Source organism: Pseudoalteromonas sp. SCSIO 43210, from assembly GCF_054133285.1.
This window is the reverse complement of sequence record NZ_CP087225.1, coordinates 4,364,321-4,380,097: the sequence shown is the minus strand read 5'-3', so window position 1 is coordinate 4,380,097 and position 15,777 is coordinate 4,364,321. Positions and strand designations below refer to the sequence as shown.

General features: G+C 39.6%; 13 protein-coding genes. 10 read left to right on the top strand and 3 right to left on the bottom strand.

What is annotated here, in order from left to right:
- Window positions 1-14 precede the first annotated feature (14 nt).
- A complete protein-coding gene (locus tag LOS73_RS19070) occupies window positions 15-1,229 on the top strand; it encodes an oligosaccharide MFS transporter (RefSeq protein ID WP_342866146.1) in 1,215 nt (404 codons plus the stop codon).
- Here the strand turns inward: LOS73_RS19070 and LOS73_RS19065 are convergent.
- Window positions 1,201-2,196 (bottom strand): LacI family DNA-binding transcriptional regulator, encoded by a 996-nt coding sequence (locus tag LOS73_RS19065; protein ID WP_008136301.1) that lies wholly within the window; start codon window positions 2,194-2,196, stop codon window positions 1,201-1,203. The genes LOS73_RS19070 and LOS73_RS19065 overlap by 29 nt on opposite strands.
- Window positions 2,197-2,867: 671 nt before the next feature.
- On the opposite strand from LOS73_RS19065, the gene trmJ reads away from it, so the two are divergent.
- The 9 genes from trmJ to LOS73_RS19020 all read left to right on the top strand — a co-directional run bounded on the left by trmJ (window position 2,868) and on the right by LOS73_RS19020 (window position 11,444).
- Window positions 2,868-3,593: a tRNA (cytosine(32)/uridine(32)-2'-O)-methyltransferase TrmJ gene (gene trmJ, locus LOS73_RS19060; RefSeq protein ID WP_096792402.1), complete on the top strand. Its 726-nt coding sequence runs from the start codon at window positions 2,868-2,870 to the stop codon at window positions 3,591-3,593.
- A 256-nt stretch (window positions 3,594-3,849) separates the two neighbouring features.
- The gene (gene iscR / locus LOS73_RS19055; protein ID WP_002958424.1) at window positions 3,850-4,341 is read left to right on the top strand and encodes a Fe-S cluster assembly transcriptional regulator IscR; all 492 of its coding nucleotides are present in this window, start codon (window positions 3,850-3,852) and stop codon (window positions 4,339-4,341) included.
- A 24-nt stretch (window positions 4,342-4,365) separates the two neighbouring features.
- A complete protein-coding gene (locus tag LOS73_RS19050) occupies window positions 4,366-5,583 on the top strand; it encodes an IscS subfamily cysteine desulfurase (protein WP_002958425.1) in 1,218 nt (405 codons plus the stop codon).
- A 41-nt stretch (window positions 5,584-5,624) separates the two neighbouring features.
- Window positions 5,625-6,008, top strand: a complete 384-nt coding sequence (gene iscU / locus LOS73_RS19045; RefSeq protein ID WP_007377675.1) for a Fe-S cluster assembly scaffold IscU — start codon at window positions 5,625-5,627, stop codon at window positions 6,006-6,008.
- Between the two features lie 12 nt (window positions 6,009-6,020).
- Window positions 6,021-6,344 carry an iron-sulfur cluster assembly protein IscA gene (gene iscA, locus LOS73_RS19040; RefSeq protein ID WP_007377674.1) on the top strand — a complete coding sequence of 108 codons (324 nt, stop codon included), beginning with the start codon at window positions 6,021-6,023 and terminating at the stop codon, window positions 6,342-6,344.
- 95 nt (window positions 6,345-6,439) lie between these two features.
- Complete coding sequence (gene hscB, locus LOS73_RS19035; protein WP_033031194.1) at window positions 6,440-6,967, top strand: co-chaperone HscB; 528 nt, start codon at window positions 6,440-6,442, stop codon at window positions 6,965-6,967.
- Window positions 6,968-7,008: 41 nt separating this feature from the next.
- Window positions 7,009-8,871: a Fe-S protein assembly chaperone HscA gene (hscA, locus tag LOS73_RS19030; RefSeq protein WP_149605107.1), complete on the top strand. Its 1,863-nt coding sequence runs from the start codon at window positions 7,009-7,011 to the stop codon at window positions 8,869-8,871.
- A gap of 11 nt (window positions 8,872-8,882) precedes the next feature.
- Window positions 8,883-9,221 carry an ISC system 2Fe-2S type ferredoxin gene (fdx, locus tag LOS73_RS19025; protein ID WP_007377671.1) on the top strand — a complete coding sequence of 113 codons (339 nt, stop codon included), beginning with the start codon at window positions 8,883-8,885 and terminating at the stop codon, window positions 9,219-9,221.
- A 795-nt stretch (window positions 9,222-10,016) separates the two neighbouring features.
- Complete coding sequence (locus LOS73_RS19020) at window positions 10,017-11,444, top strand: NAD-dependent succinate-semialdehyde dehydrogenase (protein ID WP_457934144.1); 1,428 nt, start codon at window positions 10,017-10,019, stop codon at window positions 11,442-11,444.
- A 543-nt stretch (window positions 11,445-11,987) separates the two neighbouring features.
- Here LOS73_RS19020 and LOS73_RS19015 read toward each other — a convergent pair.
- Window positions 11,988-13,649, bottom strand: coding sequence for an HD-GYP domain-containing protein (locus tag LOS73_RS19015; protein WP_033038700.1), 1,662 nt, complete (start codon window positions 13,647-13,649; stop codon window positions 11,988-11,990).
- Window positions 13,621-15,723, bottom strand: a complete 2,103-nt coding sequence (locus LOS73_RS19010; RefSeq protein ID WP_237113682.1) for a CHASE2 domain-containing protein — start codon at window positions 15,721-15,723, stop codon at window positions 13,621-13,623. Before LOS73_RS19010 ends, LOS73_RS19015 begins: the two co-directional genes overlap by 29 nt.
- Between the last annotated feature and the right edge of the window lie 54 nt (window positions 15,724-15,777).

Below are 15,777 nucleotides of genomic sequence, written 5' to 3'. Positions count from 1 at the left end.
AGGCTATGCGATATATGAGTAGCAATTATCGGCTATTAAGTGTCATTTTCTTTGTCTATTTTATGGCATGGTCTTTTTCTTTTTCATTATTTCCGATTTGGCTTAGTCAAGAGGTAGGCCTCAACAGTGCTAAAGTCGGGGTTATCTTTAGTATTAATTCCATCATGGCTTTACTCGTGATGCCTTGCTATGGCATTTTTCAAGATAGACTTGGTTTACAAAAAACACTGCTTTACTTCATTGCATTTTTTATGATGTTGATTGGCCCGTTTGTTAGTTATGTATACGCACCACTGCTACAAACGCAGTTTTACCTGGCTGCTATCTTAGGTGGTGGGATTTTTTCATGTGCATTTTTGGCTGGAGTGGGAGTAATTGAGAGTTATATAGATAAACAAAGTCGAATCACGTATTTTGAATTTGGTAAGGCGCGAATGTGGGGATCTCTAGGTTGGGCTGCAGCAAGCTATTTCGCAGGTTTATCTTATAATTTAGCGCCCAACTTAAATTACTGGTTATCAAGCATTGCAGCGCTCTGTTTAATTGGTTTATTAGTTTTTGTTAAAGTCGCAAAAAGTAACCATGGGCGAGTTCCTTCTCAGGCTTTTTCTTCTACACGACAGTTTAAGTCATTTTTTAAAACGACGGGGTTATGGCGTTTAAGTGTATTTGTGATCGGTGTAAGTTGTATCTATGCGGTATTTGATCAGCAATTTGCTATTTATTACACTTCTTTTTTTGACACCCCAGAACAAGGTCGAGAGTTTTTTGGCTATTTAACTTCAGCGCAAGTTATGCTTGAGGCTGCTGCTTTGTATTTAGCTGTAAAGTGGGTGAATTATTTAGGCGTTAAAAACTCGTTGCTGTTAAGTGGAGTATTGATGGCGGTACGAATATATTGCTCGGGGATTGTTAGTGACTCTATCAGTATTAGCGTATTGAAATTGTTACACGCAATTGAATTACCACTTATGCTGATTGCGTTATTTAAATATATAAACATGCATTTTGACGCTCGTTATTCAGCAATGATCTATATAATTGGCTTTCAATTTACGACTCAATTGATGGCGTCAATTCTAGCTGTCGTGGTAGGCGTTGTATATGATCATTTAGGCTTTGCGCTAGCCTACCAGTATTTGGGTTTGGTTATCAGTGTGTTTATCGTATTGTCGTTTTTCACATTAAAAAAAGACGTTATTAAAACGAATCGCGAGCAATCAATTTAAATGCTAAGTGGTGGTGAACAATGTCAGTGCGCTGCTCTATAAGATACTCCATTGCCCAACGTCCCATTGCAAGATGTGGAAGTGCCATGGTGGTTAAGTTCGGTTGTAATAACTGTGGAATACTGCCCCAATCATCAAAACTGGCAATACCAATATCCTTACCAACGACCATTCCTTTGTCATGCACTACAAAGTAAATTTCCAGCGCCATGGGATCTTGACCACATATAATGGCATCAGGTTTAAACTCGTCTATCACTCGCGCGGCTGACTCTCTTGAGGTAGAAATTTCACTGCCGTCTGCTTGGCTAATAATAACCGATTCAATGAGCAAATCTTCTAATGGTAAACCATGCCTTTTAAATGAATTTATAACGCCTTGTTTTCGCCCTTTAGCAGCAACTATATTTTCATTTAAGTTTAAAAAAGCAATTCGACGATAGCCTTTACGTATTAATGCGTCGGTAATATCTTCACCTGCTTGTTGTTCATCAGGTACAACACAGGGGAAATTATTCGAAGCAGGAAAGCAGTTGGCCAAAATAGTGGGTATTTTTTTTAATTCATCAGCGATAATAACTTGGCGATGGTACATTGCTGAATATATAACGCCTTCAACACGATACTCTAAAAGACTTTCAATCGCTCTATCTATACTCGCTTGGGTTTCGTTAACATTGAGGATCAATAGTTCTTTATTTTTCTGCCAAGCAATTTCTTGGGCACCACGAATAATATCAAACGTATAAGGAACACTAAGTAATTCATCTGCGATAATAGCGTAAATATTTGATTTTTTACGTCGTGTTAAGCTTGCAGCGCGATTAGGTCGATAACCTAATTCTTTTATCGATCGAAGAATCTTTTCACGGTTAGCATCCTTGACAGTGGGATCATGATTTACAACACGAGATACTGTTTTAAATGAAACACCAGCGTGGGCAGCCACTTGTTTAATTGTAACCATACTAGAATAAGACCCTCTCTGAATAAAAAGAGTATAACAGCAGATTACGTTTTATTTATATGTTTTTATAAAGGTTTATCTTTGATATAAGCTATAAGTTTACTTAAATTGAATTAATAAATATTTGGAATTGTTAGAGCTTGTTTATTTTTAGAGATTAAATTTATAGCCGTATATTTGGTTTTTTCATGGTGTGTGGGCTATCCGCACAAATAGGTGATAATGCAGCATGAATGCCAAACATACACAGCCCTTTGAGTTCGTCCTCGGGGAAATTTTCCTTTTTATATAGATGCGGGAGCAGAGTTACCGAACCTACTCGCTTACAAATTTCACACCGCGATTAAATTACCTCTAGATAAAATAAATTAAATATTCAAAATTAGCTGTTAACGAATTTGGTTTACAGTACTGAGTCTAATAACCATTTCCATTAGATCTGTAAACTATGTCGTTTTATTTTATATGATCGTATGGTTGTTAAAGTATATGTAAGCATTTGTTCTTTAATATCACAGTTGTTATCTCATAAATTCAGCGACAAGAATTCACTCACGTAAGATGCCTTATATTAGGCTAGATCTTAGGATCTCGCCTTTTGAATCTAGGATCTTATTACACTTTCGTGTTAGAATTCGCGCAATTTTTTGGCATAGGTAAGTAGCATAGCAATGATCTTAGATGATATTCGCGTTGTTTTAGTTAACACATCACACTCAGGCAATATTGGTTCGGCGGCTCGCGCCATGAAAACCATGGGTTTATCAAAACTGTATTTAGTTGACCCTGCATGTGAAATAGACAGCCACGCGAGTGCTTTGTCTGCAGGTGCTAGTGATGTTTTAGGTAATGCTGTTATTGTTGGTACAGTTGAAGAAGCTATTGCCGATTGTGCATTAACAATTGGGACAAGTGCACGTTCACGTACGCTTTCTTGGCCTATGGTTGAACCTCGTGAATGTGGCGAAAAACTAGTTGCGGAAGCTATAAATGGCCCAGTGGCATTGGTATTTGGCCGTGAAAATAGTGGCTTAAGCAACGATGAATTACAGCTTTGTAATTACCATGTATGCATCCCTGCGAATCCTGAATATAGCTCGCTTAATTTAGCGATGGCTGTGCAAACTCTGTGTTACGAAACGCGTATGGCGTTTTTAAATCAACAACCTAAAAAGGTTGAAGAAGATGATACTGTTTACCCAAGCTCAAAACAAACTGAGTTGTTTTATGACCACCTTGAAGAGACACTATTTAACACCGGTTTCATCATAAAACAGCACCCAGGTATTGTAATGACAAAACTACGTCGTTTATTTAACCGTGCTCGTCCAGAAGATGCAGAGATGAACATTCTACGCGGTATTCTCACTTCAATTAATAAGTCTATCCCTAAGTGACCAGAGTTCAGGTTAAGTAACTTAGGTATAGCGATTAGTTATAAAAACCAGTGGTTAAATAACTAGCTAATACTTGACTAAAATACTCAGGTAATTACAATGGCTGTAATACTTGACCAAAGAGGTCAGGTATTAAAAAATTTGTTAACTCTACAATTTAATAAGTAAGAGTTTTAAATCAAATTTTTATCAAGTGATAATACTTGACTAATTTACTCTGGTAATTAAAATTTGCACTCTTTGTGCAGGGGGCGTTATGAAGTTAACATCAAAAGGCAGATATGCCGTTACAGCGATGCTGGATGTTGCACTGCACACAGGTGTAGGTCCTGTAGCCCTTGCTGATATTTCACAGCGACAAGAAATTTCTTTGTCATACCTTGAACAATTATTTGCTCGTTTACGTAAAAATGGCTTAGTAAGTTCTGTTCGTGGGCCTGGTGGTGGTTATTTACTAGGGCGTGAAGCGGGCGTTATCTCTGTTGGCGATATTATTAGCGCCGTAGACGAATCGGTCGATGCTACACGTTGCCAAGGTGCCGATACCGGCTGTCAAAGTGGTATGCGCTGTTTAACACATAACTTGTGGTCAGACTTAAGCGCACGCATAGAAGAATTTTTGAATAATATTACCCTTGCTGAATTGGTGGAAAAATCAGATGTGAAAGAAATAGCATCGCGCCAAGATAACAGTATCAATAATGCAATTAAGCAGTTGGAAAACATTCAAGTAAGCTGTCAACTTTAAGGTTGACCTGCAGCGGAGAGAGAAATGAAGTTACCGATTTATTTAGATTACGCAGCGACCACGCCTGTTGATGAACGTGTTGCTAAAGAAATGATGCAGTGCCTGACAATGGACGGTAAGTTTGGTAATCCTGCGTCACGCTCACACCGTTTTGGTTGGCAAGCAGAAGAAGCTGTTGACCAAGCGCGTACAGATATTGCTGATTTAATTAATGCAGACCCACGTGAAATTGTTTTCACATCGGGTGCAACAGAATCAAATAACCTTGCTATTAAAGGTGCAGCACAGTTTTACAAGAAAAAAGGTAAGCACGTTATTACCGCTAAAACTGAGCATAAAGCTGTAATCGACACATGTCGTGAGCTTGAGCGCCAAGGTTTTGAAGTAACTTACATGGACGTTGAAGAAAACGGCCTACTTGATTTACAAAAACTTGCCGACACAATGCGTGACGACACAGTACTTGTAAGCATTATGCACGTTAATAACGAGCTAGGTGTGATTCAAGATATCGCGACTATTGGCGAAATGTGTCGCGAACGTAAAATTATGTTCCACGTAGATGCAGCGCAAAGCGCGGGCAAAGTATTAATCGACGTGCAACAGCTTAAAGTTGATTTTATGTCGTTCTCTGCACATAAAGTGTATGGCCCTAAAGGTGTTGGTGCACTTTACGTTCGTCGTAAACCACGTGCTCGCCTTGAAGCGCAAATGCACGGTGGCGGACATGAACGTGGTATGCGCTCTGGTACACTAGCAACTCACCAATTAGTGGGTATGGGTACTGCGTTTAAAATTGCTAAGCAAGATTTCGAAAAAGATCACGCACACATCAGCGCCTTACGTAATCGTTTAATCGACGGCATTATGGCTGATATGGACGAAGTATACTTTAACGGCACACAAGACCAATCAGTACCTGGCATTGTAAACATCAGCTTTAACTTTGTTGAAGGTGAGTCGTTACTTATGGCAGTAAAAGATATTGCAGTATCGTCAGGTTCAGCCTGTACATCTGCAAGCTTAGAGCCTTCTTATGTACTGCGTGCACTTGGCCGTAACGACGAATTAGCACATAGCTCAATTCGTTTTAGTATTGGTCGCTTTACTACCGAAGAAGAGATTGATTACACCGTCGAATTAATGAAAAACTCTATCGGTCGCCTACGTGAGATGTCTCCACTTTGGGAGATGCATCAAGAAGGTATTGATTTAGATTCAGTTGAATGGGCTCACCACTAATAGTGTGAGCACATACCCTAGCAGGTAATGAGGATAGAATAATGGCTTATAGTGATAAAGTAATCGACCACGTAGAAAACCCACGTAACGTAGGTACTCTAGATAAGAACGATCCGTCAGTGGCAACGGGTATGGTAGGCGCACCAGCATGTGGTGACGTAATGAAATTGCAAATCAAAGTATCTGCCGAAGGCGTTATTGAAGATGCAAAATTCAAAACCTACGGTTGTGGTAGCGCAATTGCTTCTTCTTCACTTGTAACAGAGTGGGTTAAAGGCAAAACGCTAGACGAAGCAGCGACAATTAAAAACACTGATATCAGTGCAGAGCTTGAATTACCACCAGTGAAAATTCACTGTTCAATTTTAGCCGAAGACGCAATTCAAGCAGCAATTGCAGACTACAAAAGCAAACAAGCGAAGTAAGAAGAGAAACTCATGGCAGTGACATTGACAGATGCGGCAGCAAACCGCGTACAATCATTTTTAGCAAACCGCGGCAAAGGTTTAGGCCTGCGCGTTGGCATTAAAACGACGGGCTGTTCAGGTCTTGCTTATGTACTTGAGTTTGTTGACGATTTAAACGAAGACGATGAAACTTTTGCTGCTAAAGGTGTCACATTAATTGTTGACGCTAAAAGCTTAGTTTACATTGACGGCACAGAGCTCGACTACACTAAAGAAGGCTTAAATGAAGGGTTTAAATTTAGAAACCCTAATCAAGCAGATGAGTGTGGTTGTGGCGAAAGCTTTACCGTTTAAGCTTAAAATATCTTTGTAGTATCAATAAGCCCTGCCAGTTAATGTAGGGCTTTGTTATTTTTGAAATTAATTTCTGAATTTTATTGGTTGAAGTTATGCGTTACTTTGAATTATTTGCAGTCCCCGTTGATTACAATATTGATTTAGCAACAGTTAACAAGCACTACTTGGAATTACAGCGTACTGTACATCCAGATCGCCACGCGAATGCGAGCAGCCGCGATAAGTTAATGGCCGTGCAAAGCGCCGCCGAAATTAACGATGCGTTGCAAATATTAAAGCACCCAGTAAAGCGTGCCGAGTATATGCTGAGCGAGCTAGGCGTTGATATTCGTGCAGAGCAGCAAACCTTGCAAGATCCAATGTTTTTAATGCAACAAATGGAACTTCGCGAAGAACTTGAAGAGCTAACATCAGCAAGCGATCCTGATACTGCGATTGCAAATTTTGAAAAACAAATTAAGCAACTAAACACGCAGTACAGTGCACAACTTGCCGATCAACTCGCAAGTAACGATGAGCAGCAATATCAACTTGCCGCTGATAATATTCGTAAACTGAAGTTTGTTTATAAGTTACGTGACGAACTAGAGCGTATTGAAGACAGTTTATTTGACGATTAATTACTTGCTGCAAAGCGAGCAACACGAGTTTAAAGAGCATTATGGCATTATTGCAAATTGCTGAGCCGGGGCAGAGCGCGGCACCACACGAACATAAACTAGCGATTGGTATTGACCTTGGTACAACCAATTCATTAGTTGCAACAGTGCAAAGTGGCGAAGCCCGCACGTTAACTGATGATCTTGGCGCGGCTATGTTACCGTCGGTTGTTCGTTATCAAGCAGGCGGTATTACTGTTGGCGCAGAGGCTGCTCAAGCAGCAACGCAAGACCCTGCTAATACACTTATTTCGGTTAAGCGTTTTTTAGGTAAAACTCAGGCTGAAATAGAGCAAAGTTATGGGCAACTACCGTATGAATTTTGTGAGCACAATGGTGCGTTAGCAATAGAAACTGCGGCAGGTAAAATCAGTCCAATTAAAGCATCAAGCCATATTTTAGCTGCACTAAAAGCACGAGCTGAGCAAAGTTTTGGCAACCAAGAAATTTTAGGGGCGGTAATTACAGTACCTGCGTACTTTGATGACGCACAGCGCCAAAGTACTAAAGATGCCGCAGAACTTGCTGGTATTAACGTACTGCGTTTATTAAACGAGCCAACAGCAGCAGCCGTTGCCTATGGTTTAGATTCTGGCCAAGAAGGCATTATTGCTGTTTACGATTTAGGCGGTGGTACATTTGATATATCAGTACTTAGATTACACCAAGGTGTGTTTGAAGTAATGGCAACCGGTGGCGACTCTAGCCTCGGCGGCGATGACTTTGACTCGCTCCTTGTTGATTACTTTAAGCAGCAAACTGGTGTGTCGGCGTTATCGTCTTCAGTTTTACGTTTATTCATCAATAAAGCAAAAGCGTGTAAAGAAGCATTAAGCCAATACGCTAAAGTAAACGTGGGTCTTGAGTTTGACGATCAAAAATACACAGTAGAAGTAACGCGCGAAACGTTTGACGAAATGGCTATGCCGCTGGTTAAAAAAACACTGCGTTCGTGTCGTCGTGCTGTAAAAGATGCTGGCATAGAAAACGAAGAAATACTGCAAGTTATTATGGTAGGCGGCTCAACCCGTATGCCATTAGTACGTAGCCAAGTACAAAGTTTTTTTGATAAAGAGCCGCTAACTTCAATCGATCCTGATCGTGTTGTAGCCTTAGGTGCCGCGCTTCAAGCCGACGTGTTAATTGGCAATAAGCCCGATTCTGACATGTTATTGCTTGATGTATTACCGTTATCACTGGGCCTTGAAACGATGGGTGGTTTGGTTGAAAAAATCATCCCACGTAACACGACAATTCCGGTAGCACGCGCACAAGAATTTACAACGTTTAAAGACGGCCAAACCGCTATGTCACTACATGTGCTGCAAGGTGAGCGTGAGCTTGTTGATGATTGTCGATCGCTTGCTAAGTTTAGCTTAAAAGGTATTCCACCAATGGCGGCAGGCGCTGCGCATATTCGTGTTACCTTCAAAGTTGATGCCGATGGTCTATTAAGTGTTTCAGCTATGGAAAAATCAACAGGCGTACAAGCTGAGATTCAGGTTAAACCGTCGTTTGGTTTATCTGATGACCAAGTAGCTAATATGCTAAAAGAGTCAATGAGTAACGCTAAAGGCGATATGCAAGCGCGTATGCTTAAAGAGCAACAAGTAGAAGCACTGCGCGTAATTGAAGCGCTTAATGCATCACTTGCAAGCGATGGATCATTACTAGACGATACGCAACTAGCAAACTTACGCGCTGAAATTGCAGAACTAGTAAAAGTGCGCGAAAATGCACAAGAGCCTGGCGAGATTAAAGCAGCTATCGAAAAAGTCGATAATGCGAGTAGCGATTTTGCATCGCGCAGAATGGATGCATCAATTAAAAAGGCCCTTACAGGGCAGTCAGTAGACAACATTTAAGAGAGATTAGAATGCCACAAATTGTTTTTCTTCCACATCCTGAATTATGTCCTGACGGCGCTGCAATTGAAGCACCAACAGGCCAAACGGTACTCGACGCTGCGCTTAAAAATGGTATTAGCATTGCGCATGCCTGTGAAAAGTCGTGTGCATGTACTACGTGCCACTTAGTGATTCGTGAAGGATTTGATTCACTTGACGAAAGTGATGAGCTAGAAGATGACATGCTAGATAAAGCATGGGGTTTAGAGCCTGAATCGCGCCTTGGTTGCCAAGCAATTATAAGAGATGAAGACCTAGTGGTTGAAATACCTAAGTACAATCTCAATATCGTTAATGAAGAGCACTAGTTTTTAACGATGTATATATTAAAAGCCGCTGTTTGATACAGCGGCTTTTTTGTTTGTGAATTGCAGGCGTGACGAGCAAAGCTCGTATGTTATTTGTAGACGCAAAGCTTGCTGGCGTGACGAGCAAATCTCGTAAGTTATTTTGTAGACGCACAGCTTGCTGGCGTGATGTGTTTTAGCTCAAGGGCAAAAATATAGAAGCTGCGCTTCTCACGTGAGCAAGCTCAACGTCTACAGCAAATTTTAAATTATATATTTATTTTGTAGACGCACAGCTTGCTTGCGTGATGTGTTTTAACTCTAAGTTATAAATATAGAAGCTGCGCTTCTCACGAGAGCAAGCTCAACGTCTACAGCAAATTTAAAATTATATATTTATTTTGTAGACGCACAGCTTGCTGGCGTGATGTGTTTTAGCTCAACGGCAAAAATATAGAAGCTGCGCTTCTCACGAGAGCAAGCTCAACGTCTACAGCAAATTTAAAATTATATATTTATTTTTTAGACGCACAGCTTGCTGGCGTGATGTGTTTTGGCTCAAGAGTAAAAATATAGAAGCTGCGCTTCTCACGTGAGCAAGCTCAACGCCTACAGCAAATTTAAAATTATATATTTATTTTGTAGACGCACAGCTTGCTGGCGTGATGTGTTTTAGCTCAAGGGCAAAAATATAGAAGCTGCGCTTCTCACGTGAGCAAGCTCAACGTCTACAGCAAAGTTTAAATTATATATTTATGTTGTAGACGCACAGCTTGCTGGCGTGACGAACTTAAAACGTAATTTTGGAGGTTTATTTTGAGTAATCTTATTTTCTCAGACTCATTTATTAACGGCGGATTTTATAAAACTGACACGCGCTTTAGTGTTAACGATCCCGCTACCGAAAAAAGTATTGTTGAAGTAAGCGATATTGACGAGCAGGGTGTAAATAGCGCAATAACCGCAGCTCAATGGGCTTTTGTTAAGTTAAAAGAGACGAATGCGACTGAGCGAAGTGAAACCTTGATGCGCTGGTATGAGCTAGTTATAAAGCACAAGCAAACACTCGCAGAGCTGATGACTAAAGAGCAAGGCAAGCCGCTCAAAGAATCCCTTGGCGAAATTAACTACGGTGCAGGTTTTATCAAATGGTTTGCAGAAGAAGCCAAACGTAGTTACGGAGATGTAATTCCGCCAACAGATGACTCGCATCGTTTAACTAGCTTTAAGCAGCCTGTAGGTGTTGTAGCTGGTATTACGCCATGGAACTTCCCTGTTGCTATGGTTACTCGTAAAGTAGCGCCAGCTTACGCTGCGGGCTGTAGCTTTATACTTAAACCTTCTGAACATACGCCACTATGCGCTATCGCACTTGCTTATCTGGCCGATCAAGCTGGTTTTGTTAAAGGTGCATTTAATGTACTGGTTTCACAAGATGCCAAAACAGTAGGCAAAATGTTAACCGACTCAGACGTTGTGCGTAAGTTTACATTTACTGGCTCTACCGGTGTAGGTAAGCAATTACTATCGCAGTGTGCAAGCACAATCAAGCGTACTTCAATGGAGCTTGGCGGCAATGCGCCTTTTATCATTTTTGATAATGCAGATTTAGATGAAGCTGTTGAAGGGCTAATGGCGGCTAAATTTAGAAATAGTGGGCAGGCATGTGTTGCTGCAAACCGTATTTTTATACAACGTAATATTATCGACAAAGTACTGTCAAAAATCACGCCTAAGGTTGCAGGGTTAAAAGTGGCAAATGGTTTTGAGGACGATGTTGATATTGGCCCACTCATTTACCCTAAAGCCAAAGAGAAAGTGCAGCAGTTAGTACAAGACGCACTCGATAAAGGCGCGACGCTGATTGGCGATAATAGTGACTTAGGTGGCAGCTTTCAAAACCCATTAATAGTGAATAATGTAACCACTGACATGGATATTTACCACGAAGAGGTATTTGGGCCAGTATTAATGGTTATTCCTTTTGATGAAGAAAGTGAAGTGCTTGCACTTGCCAACGATGTACCATTTGGTCTAGCAGCTTATTTTTACAGCCAAAACATTAAGCAAGTCTACCGAATTAGTGAAGGGCTTGAATTTGGTATGATCGGCGTAAATGAAGGTGTTATATCAAATCCAGTAGCGCCATTTGGTGGCGTTAAACAATCAGGTTTAGGGCGTGAAGGCGGCCATCAAGGGCTTGATGAGTACTTAGAAGAAAAGTACGTGTGTATTAAAATTTAATAACGTCTTATTTACGCGGTTTATTTGCTTATAACGCTTAATTTATGGGCAAAAAACAAACTAACAGCTATATTGTCAATATGGGTACAAGTGATTGTAAACGTAAATCTTTATAATCAATTTTTTATTACAGTAATGTGGCAGATATATGATCTTTATCCTTTACTGTTGCCACACAAGGCACTAAATGCTACCTTTGGCAGTATATTTTTTGTTAAAAAAATAAGACAAAAACTAATAAAAAGTAAAAGGATTTCTATAAGTAGAAATAACCCCGTGTGTAAATGCCACCGTAAGGTGGCATTTTTTTGTTCAAAATTTAAAAAGGTTAATTTTAGCAAAATAACTGGTAGAGAATTTTAAATTAAGCATTCAATAATCAGATCTTTGGATAATAAATTTTTGCCTAGTTATAGCGTGATTTTCTTAACGTTAAATAGACTCTATATAAGCGAATTGGTATAACGAGTGAGGATTTTTAATTTTATTACAAACTGGTCTGTGTTATTTAAATCACACAAACCAGCTTTTGTAATAAATAGATCAACGGATAGGTGAGTAACCGGGAAGGTTATCGAGGTCGACTTCATCTAGCTGCTCAGGTTTTGCATATTCATTGATGTAATGTTTATACACTTCGGATTCAATAAATACTGCAAAAATGTCTGCATCAAGATGGTTCTGATTAACCATAGAGCCTAAAATATGCAAACATTCACTTACTGGTTTTGCTTTTTTGTATGGTCGGTCTACAGCCGAAAGAGCTTCAAAAATATCAGCGATAGCCATTAATCTAGCAGGTACTGACATTTGTTCTTTTGTTAATCCGCGAGGATAGCCTGTACCGTCAAGTTTTTCATGATGCCCTAGAGCATACTCAGATACATTACTTAAATGCTTTGGAAACGGTAAGATATCTAAAATATTCTTAGTTATATCCATGTGGCGCTTCATAATGTCACGTTCACCTTGAGTAAGCGTACCACGCCGAATCATTAAGTTTTCAACTTCATTATCAGACAGTAATGGGATTTTTTCGCCATTAATTTTTAATTGATATTGGGTTGATATTCTTTGGATATGCGCCTGTTCTTCCTCACCTAAAAACTCTCCGCCAACGTTCACGCGTTGTAATAATGCACGATCTAATGCGAGTTGTTTCAGTTCGGTATCAAGCAATCGTTCAAATTGGAGTACTTCAATTGGCTTATTTTTTTTCATCGCAGAGATTATTTTCTGCTGATACGCTATTTTTAAATCTCTGCTAATTATTTCAAATTTTGCATCGATAAATTTGATTCGATCAAAAATAGTTTCTAACTTTGTTGATTTTTCCATGACGTGGTCGGGAGTCGCAATTTTTCCACAATCATGTAGCCATCCTGCAATATCTAACTCATGGCGCTCTGCATCACTCATTTTAAATGTAGCAAGTGGGCCTTTATCTATTAGATGAACAGCATCGGCAAGCATCAATGTTAATGCGGGTACTCGTTTGCAATGACCTCCTGTATGAGGTGACTTTTCATCTATCGCCATGGCAATAGCCTCAGCAAAAGTTGCAAACAACTCTTCCATATCTTTAATTAATGCAGAGTTTGTTAACGAAATAGCACCTAAAGAGGCGAAAGAACGAACTAGCGTAACAAGCTCCTCACTAAAAGGAATATTATTATTTTCGTCGTCTTTTACATTGATAAGCTGGATAACGCCAATAATATCATCAGCATGATCTTTTAAGGGAATAGTTAACATTGACTGGGTACGATAACCTGTACGAGCATCCATAGCGCGAGCTGCGCTCATATCAAAAGGCAGTGCAGCATAAACATCAGGAATATTAATAACTTCCCCAGAATTAACCGCATGAGCAACAATCGCTGTTTTATTTTCTTTTCCGTCGATAAAAAGATCTATATTAGGAAAATCAACAGGCTTACCTAAACGACCGCCTAAATACAGATCCAATGATTCATTAATAACCGTTTCAAACTTAAGTTGTTTGTTATCTGTAATCGAATAAATAGTCCCAGCATCTGAATTAGCTATAGACATAATTACTTGCAGTATATCATCGAGTAATTTACTCGAATCTTTTTCGGTTGTTAACCTAACGCTGATATCAATAAAGTGATGCAGGTTTATTTTATCTTTGATGTGCTGCGGCATATTTCCACTACTTTTTGGTATGAATAAAGGCACCATTCCAATCCTTTGCGAGTGCTTGTAAATCAGTATTTTGAATTCGTTTGATAAAAACACCGTACACATGCGAACTAAACAGTGTAGTACTTTGTAATTCAGTAAATAAACTTAGTGCTTGCGGCCAATCTTTATTATAAAAATGGGTCATGGCGATAAATGATTTTTTTATTTCAGCGAATTGTTTTGTATCTAATTTATTTGTTAAGCCAATGGGCTCAAATAGCTGCGTTGCGGTCGTTTTTCCAACGACCTGCACTTTATCTATCAAGCGAAACGTTATATGTGGACATGCATTCATTGTTTCTTCAGCTACTAGAATAGCTACGCCGTAAAACTTGGTCAAGTTTTCAATTCTTGCACCTAAATTAACTGTATCACCTAGTACGGTATAAGCTTTACGATAAACGGATCCCATATCGCCCACATTCATATCACCGGTACTTAAGCCTATACCAATTTTGACCGCAGGTAGTTTTTGTTCGGCAAATAATTTATTAATGAGAGTCAGTCCGTTAATCATAGCCATTGCTGCTTCAACGCCGTTTTGTGCATGGTTTTCATCTTTTAATGGAGCATTCCAAAACGCCATCACCATATCACCAACGTATTTATCGATAGTCCCGTTATGATCAAATATTATTTGCGTTATTGAAGTAAGGTATTGGTTTAAGTACTCGCTTAATTGATGCGCAGTCATGTTTTCAGATAATGAGGTGAAACTGCGAATATCAGCAAATAATACTGTCATGTTTCTTTTTTCACTGCTTTGAGATAGCTCATTGCCTTGTTTTATAAGTTGTTCAATACGCGCAGGGGGGACATATTGATTGAACATAGATTTAATTTTTCGGCTGTGGTGCATCTCGGCGATAGAGCCAACAATAATGTAATAACCAGCTAATAATATTATGAGTAAGAGTGGCATTAATAATGGCAAACTAATTTTTTGTACTGACCATAAATACACGTTAAATGATATAACAGCTACCGTAATAGTTAACGAAAGAAAAATAATAAATCGGGCACTTCTGCCGTGGCTAAAAAGTGATAAAACGACACCCGTTAGCGCAATAATAAATAGGCTCGCACCTAAAGACCAGTTGGGCTTGGCTGGCAGTATCTCTGGGTGCATCAGTCCTTCAAATATATTGGCATGCACTTCAACACCAGGATATTGCATACCAACTGGGGTTGACCTTAGGTCAGCTAAGCCCACAGCTGAAGTACCAATAAAGGCAACTGTTCCTTCTAGTTCATCAGAGCCAACTCTTTGCATCAGCACATCGGTTGCTGAATAATAAGGGAAGCTATGTGCTCGGCCTTTATAGGGAATGAGTATTTGGCCGTGCTCATCTGTCTGAATCCATTTATCTTGAAACTTAATTCCTTCAAACAAAGTAATACCATCTAAAATATTTGAGCGCGTTTCAATTTTATTAGCAAGGACATACAGTCGAGCCACTTCAAGTGCTAAAGAGGGATAAAGTTTATCACCGACCCGATTAATAAGAGCGGCTCTGCGGATAAAGCCATCGTTGTCGCTATGCGCATTTATAAAACCAATACCAGCAGCGGCATTTTGTAATTGTGGGATATTTACAATAGCCCCCGAAAACTCACTTATTTGTGAGTTCGCATGTTCAGCATTTTGCCATAAAACGCTGCTTTTTTTGGGTGGACTGTGGGCTGCAAGTTGGTCATCGGTTAGTAAAAACCCAAGGGCGGTATCATTTTTAGCAAGTGCGTTAGCAAACTTGGTATCGGCGTCTACTTGCTGTTTAATTTTGGCAAGTGGTAAGCTATATTGCTTTGATAAGTTAGGTATTTCAGAAATGATTTGTGTAACTGGATTTACTTCAGGCTCGGCAAAAAATATATCAAAAGCGATAACAATAACACCTGCATCGGTGAGTTTTGTTACAAGATCAGCTATTTTAGATCTACTCCAAGGAAATCGACCTTGCTCTCGCATACTTTTTTCATCAATATCGATAATAACTACTGATTCGTCGATATGTCTAGGTGTTGCAGGTGTTGTTAATAAGAGCCGAGAATCATAAATGATGCCTTCCACACGATTAACTAATTTGGCTAATGTTCCTGTCGCAAATAACTCTATTGATGCAAT